At 45.4% G+C, this 5,390-nt stretch carries 4 protein-coding genes; 3 read left to right on the top strand and 1 reads right to left on the bottom strand.

Annotation, left to right across the window (positions count from 1 at the left end):
• Positions 1 to 405 precede the first annotated feature (405 nt).
• Positions 406 to 1,698 (bottom strand): D-alanyl-D-alanine carboxypeptidase, encoded by a 1,293-nt coding sequence (locus tag O9295_RS16220; RefSeq protein WP_288033844.1) that lies wholly within the window; start codon positions 1,696 to 1,698, stop codon positions 406 to 408.
• 149 nt (positions 1,699 to 1,847) lie between these two features.
• On the opposite strand from O9295_RS16220, the gene plsX reads away from it, so the two are divergent.
• From plsX to fabD, 3 genes are all read left to right on the top strand, one after another.
• Positions 1,848 to 2,903: a phosphate acyltransferase PlsX gene (gene plsX, locus O9295_RS16215; protein WP_147069366.1), complete on the top strand. Its 1,056-nt coding sequence runs from the start codon at positions 1,848 to 1,850 to the stop codon at positions 2,901 to 2,903.
• A gap of 175 nt (positions 2,904 to 3,078) precedes the next feature.
• Positions 3,079 to 4,080 carry a beta-ketoacyl-ACP synthase 3 gene (locus tag O9295_RS16210; protein ID WP_288033842.1) on the top strand — a complete coding sequence of 334 codons (1,002 nt, stop codon included), beginning with the start codon at positions 3,079 to 3,081 and terminating at the stop codon, positions 4,078 to 4,080.
• A gap of 124 nt (positions 4,081 to 4,204) precedes the next feature.
• Positions 4,205 to 5,128: an ACP S-malonyltransferase gene (fabD, locus tag O9295_RS16205; RefSeq protein WP_288033840.1), complete on the top strand. Its 924-nt coding sequence runs from the start codon at positions 4,205 to 4,207 to the stop codon at positions 5,126 to 5,128.
• The last annotated feature ends 262 nt before the right edge of the window (positions 5,129 to 5,390 follow it).

Raw genomic sequence — 5,390 nt, 5'->3', positions numbered from 1 at the left:
AGGTGGTCAACTACCTAATTTTCAGGGAAAAAGTCCAGGAATTTTCCCCCCGATCCCCGCAATGGCTGGCACTTTTTGAGGGGAAAAAAGTCCAAAAGTCTTATCCAACAAGGTTTTTAGATTTATTCAGCAGACCCTAATTATTTTAAGAGTCACTGATAATTGCTGATTGTCGGTATTTCTGCAAATGTGAGATGCACCCCGTTTAACCACACATCACATCCTTTGCTCAATTTCGGGAAAAACTGGCAAAATTTTGTCACTATGATTTGTTTACCGATTGGCAGCAAAGACAAGGAGAAAATGGCAGAAAAGTAGTCAGCTTATCGACAAAAGTGAATATAAGACCTTGCTAAAGTTCCTCACCACCAAACTAAATTTGATTGTCAAGTTGATATCAACCCCTTAGAAACCCTGACTTACCCGACTGGGATCACCTAAAAAGGCCCTTTCAGGAATCGATCCTTTAGTAGCTTCCGGGAGAATTTGCCAGTGTTGATCTAAAGCTTGTAACACCCGATCCTGCTGATTTCTGAATCCCTCGATATTGCCACTACCGGCATTCATAATCACAAACCAAACTTTACCCCTTTCTTGGGTGGGAATTTCTCCGGCTAAAGCGCTAACTTGGGCCAAAGTTCCAGTTTTAATCACCACTCCTTTGGGAATGGCGCGCCACTGCATAGTTCCTTTGGTATCGCGTCCCCCCACCGGAAATAAATCGGCGACTTGTATCAGTTGATTGGCTAACTTGCGATCCAAGGCCTTGAGAATCTCAATAACTGCCCGGGGAGACAAGCGATTTTCTACACCCAATCCCGAACCATTAATTAATTGAATTTCCTCCTCTCCTACCCCGGTAATTTTAGTATTAATTGCGTCCACTGCCGCGGGGCCGCCGAGCAACTCCGCTAACATTTCTGACATGACGTTATTACTATAAATATTCATCTGACGCAACAGTTCCGTTAAAGTCAAGGACTGATGACCCAACAATAATCGGGCATTTTCGGGGCGAATTTGACTGGCTCGAACCATGCCCAAAATCTTCACCTGTGGGGCTTGTGTGCCGCTAGGAAGGCTCTGAAAAGCTTTTTGGGTTTCTTTTGACCATTTCGATTGATCAAGCCCAATTTTCAGCAATTCTCCCGCTTTGAGGGGATCGGTTTGAAAATTCATGGCGAATTTACCCGTAACGATCAGATCGCCTTTGACCTGACGGATGCCTAATTGATCGAGGCCATTGCCCACTGCGATCGCTTCTTCCCAGACAAACAGAGGATCCCCTTGCCCTTCAATAATTAAATCTCCCTCTAACACCCCGTTTTTTACCTCTCCCGTGCTGTAAAAACGAGTAGCAAAACGATGATCGAGAGGCCAGGTTTCCACGGCGGCGAGAGTAGTGGCGATTTTAGTTAAAGAAGCCCCCGAAGCGGGCAGATTACCCTGATGATCAGCTAAATCAGCCCATTCCGTCTCAATTAAGACCCGTTGTTGACTAGAGTTTAAACCTTTTTTAGTCAAGTCTTGCAGATAATCGGCCACGATCGCCGCCACCCGGGGATCGGGAGCGGTGGGAAGGTCAAAAATAGGCTGATTTTGCCAAGAAATTAGGGGAATATTGGCGATCGGTTGGGATTGCCCCCCCAACCAACCCAAGAGAAAGCCGAAAACTGCCAAATTAAAAACTGAGAACATCTTTTCCTTAATCGCAATGATGCCTTATTGTATAGAGATGATTGGTAATTTTTAACAATTGCTCGATCAGAAAACACTAATCCTCGATCGGCCAGCTTTTGTCAAGAGCTGCCGCTCAACTTATTAAAGATTTCTATCCCACTGACTCAATGGCAGAAACGGCATTAAATCGGGCAAGAATCGCGGTAGATGCGATGGGAGGTGACCACGCTCCCAACGAGATTATCGCGGGATCGATGCGAGCTTCCGAAGAATTAGATGTAGAAGTATTATTAGTCGGCGATTCTGAACGGATTGAGGCTTATTTCCAGCATCATCCCCGTCCCAAGAATCTCACCATCGTCCACGCAGAGGAAGTGGTGGCCATGGACGAAGAACCGATCACCGCTATCCGTCGCAAACCAGCGGCCTCGATTAATGTGGCCATGGATTTAGTCAAACAAAATCGCGCCGATGCGGTGGTGTCCGCCGGTCACTCCGGGGCAGCCATGGCGGCAGCGTTACTGCGTTTAGGTCGTTTAAAAGGAATCGATCGCCCGGCGATCGGTGCGGTGCTGCCGACGATGTTGGCGGGTAAATCGGTGATTATACTCGATGTCGGGGCGAATGTGGACTGTAAACCCAAATATTTAGAGCAGTTTGCCCTAATGGGGACAATTTACAGTAAATACGTTATGGGTGTTGAAGAACCGCAAGTCGGTTTGCTCAATATCGGCGAAGAAGCCAGCAAAGGTAACGATCTCGCCCTAAAAACCTACGAATTATTAGAAAATAACCAGCAAATTCCCTTTATCGGCAATGCGGAAGGCCGGGATGTGCTATCGGGACAATTTGATGTGATCGTCTGCGATGGTTTTGTCGGTAATGTCCTGTTAAAATTTGCCGAAGCGGTGGGGGGAATTATCCTACAAATTCTCAAAGAGGAATTACCTAAGGGGATACAGGGTAAAGTCGGGACGGCTTTAATTAAACCCAATCTTAAACAGATCAAACAACGCATGGATCATGCGGAACACGGTGGCGCACTGTTATTTGGAGTCGATGGGGTCTGTGTGATCAGTCACGGCAGTTCCCAAGCGCCTTCAATTTTTAACGCTATCCGACAGGCAAAAAATGCCGTTGATAATCGCGTTTCTGAGCGCATTCAAGCCTACAATGACCACCATCATCAATTAAAAAAGTTGTCGGTGAACGGTGAAGATTAAGCTGTCATCCTTTTGCTGTTATCAGTAATCAGTAATCAGTGAAAAGACGGTGGGAAACTGCTATTTAATACTGCTTACCTAATACTCAAATCTGGTCACTGATAACTGACCCACTGATAACTGACCCACTGATAACTGATAACTGATAACTGATAACTGAAAAAGGGGGAATATTTTGAACGGATTCGGGGCAGCAGTCGTCATGACCGGTTGTGGATCGGCCACACCAGCGCAATTCCTCAGTAATGAAGAACTCAGCCAAATTGTCGAGACTTCCGATGAGTGGATTAAAAGTCGTACAGGCATCGGTAAACGCCATTTAGCGGCTCAATCGGTGTCTTTGAGCCAATTAGCAGCCCAAGCGGCGATTAAGGCTCTGGAAATGGCTCAGGTGTCGCCTAGGGACATCGATCTGATTCTCTTGGCTACTTCTACCCCCGATGATCTGTTCGGTAGTGCCGCCCAAGTTCAAAGTCAGATCGGGGCCAATCGGGCGATCGCTTTTGATCTCACCGCCGCCTGTTCGGGTTTTCTGGTGGGATTAGTCACCGCCACCCAGTTTATCCGTACTGGTACTTACCGCAATGTCTTGGTTATCGGGGCCGATGTTCTCTCCCGTTGGGTGGATTGGAACGATCGCGCTACCTGTGTCCTCTTTGGAGATGGGGCAGGGGCGGTACTTTGTCAAGCAAATGATACAAAAGATAACATTCTCGGTTTTGAACTCCATAGCGACGGCAGCCAGAATGGTTCTCTCAATCTCGCCTATCAGGGGGAAGAATTGCCCCTTAAGCAGGGGGTAAGGGTTCAAAAAGGGACCTATAAGCCCCTAAGGATGAACGGACGGGAAGTCTATCGTTTTGCCGTGGCGAAAGTGCCAGAGGTCATCGAAAAAGCTCTCTATCGGGCTAATTTAACCACCAGTGACATCGATTGGCTAGTTTTGCACCAAGCTAATCAAAGAATTATGGACGCGGTGAGCGAGCGCCTGAAACTGCCTCCGGAAAAAGTGATCAGCAATCTCAGCGAGTATGGCAACACTTCCGCGGCCTCGATTCCTCTAGCCCTCGATGAAGCTGTCAGGAGTGGTAAGGTCAAAAAAGGTGATATTATTGCTTCTTCTGGCTTTGGTGCCGGTTTAACTTGGGGTGGGATTATCTTCCGTTGGGGAGATTAATTCAGTGATCAGTAACCAGTAACCAGTGATCAGTAAACTAAAAACTCACATCTGATAACTGATAACTGATAACTGATAACTGATAACTGACCCAAACACATCTATCTATCTATTTTAAGAACTTATGAAAACAGCGTGGATATTCCCGGGACAAGGATCGCAAGCGTTAGGAATGATTGGAGATTTAGCGGAAAGTGCGCTTGGCCAAGAGAGATTAGAAATAGCAGAAAGAATCCTCGGTTGGTCGGTCTTGGAAAAATGTCAAGGGGATGAAGAAACCCTATCTCGTACTCTTTATACCCAACCTTGTTTATTTGTGGTGGAGAGTATTTTAGCGGATTTGTTGCAAGAAAAAGGTCATTTTCCCGATCTAGTTGCCGGTCATAGTCTTGGTGAATATTCGGCTTTGTATGCGGCCAGGGTGTTTAATTTTGAAACAGGATTAAATCTAGTTCAAAACCGTTCCCGTTTGATGGATGCGGCCGAAGGTGGTAAAATGGCCGCCTTAATCAAATTTGATCGCACCAGTCTAGAGACAGTGATTAATCAGACGGAAAATGTAGTTATTGCTAATGATAATAGTGCCGAACAAGTGGTGATTTCTGGGACTCCTGAAGCGGTGGATTTGGTATTAGGTCAAGTGAAAGTTAAGCGGGTTATGCCGTTAAAAGTATCCGGTGCTTTTCACTCTCCCTTGATGGAAAATGCTGCTATTCAGTTTCAGCAGATTTTAGAATTAGTTAATTTTCGGTCTGCAAAAGTTCCCGTTATTTCTAATGTTAATCCTAGCCAACCGATCACCGATGCGGAGGAATTAAAAAGTTATCTCATTCAGCAGATGACTAGCTCCGTAAGATGGCGAGAAATTATGTTAAAATTGCCAGATGTGGGTGTGGAAAAAGCGATCGAAGTGGGTCCGGGTAAAGTTTTAACTGGTTTAATTAAACGAACTGCTCCAATTGAGTTAGAAAATATCAGTCAATTAGCCGATATATCCAAGGGTAGCGAAGATGTTAAATTGCAGGGTTCATTAATTGGTGTTGGTTAAATTATCTGGCAACATTTTCGACAAAGGAAGTAAATTGATGGATACCTAGCCAAAAATTTGGTTAGGTATTTTTTTAGAAAACTATCATAGGGTTTGCGGCAAAAACTTTTTCAGCAGACCCTAGTTAGGGTCTGCTGAATAAATCTAAAAACCTTGTTGGATAAGACTTTTGGACTTTTTTCCCCTCAAAAAGTGCCAGCCATTGCGGGGATCGGGGGAAAATTCAGGTACTTTTTCCCTGAAAATTAGGTAGTTGACCACC

Origin of the sequence: Microcystis sp. LE18-22.4A (assembly GCF_027531105.1) — a bacterium.
Taxonomy (GTDB): domain Bacteria; phylum Cyanobacteriota; class Cyanobacteriia; order Cyanobacteriales; family Microcystaceae; genus Microcystis; species Microcystis aeruginosa.
The sequence above is the reverse complement of the archived record's forward strand: the minus strand, read 5'-3'. Positions and strand labels throughout refer to the sequence as shown.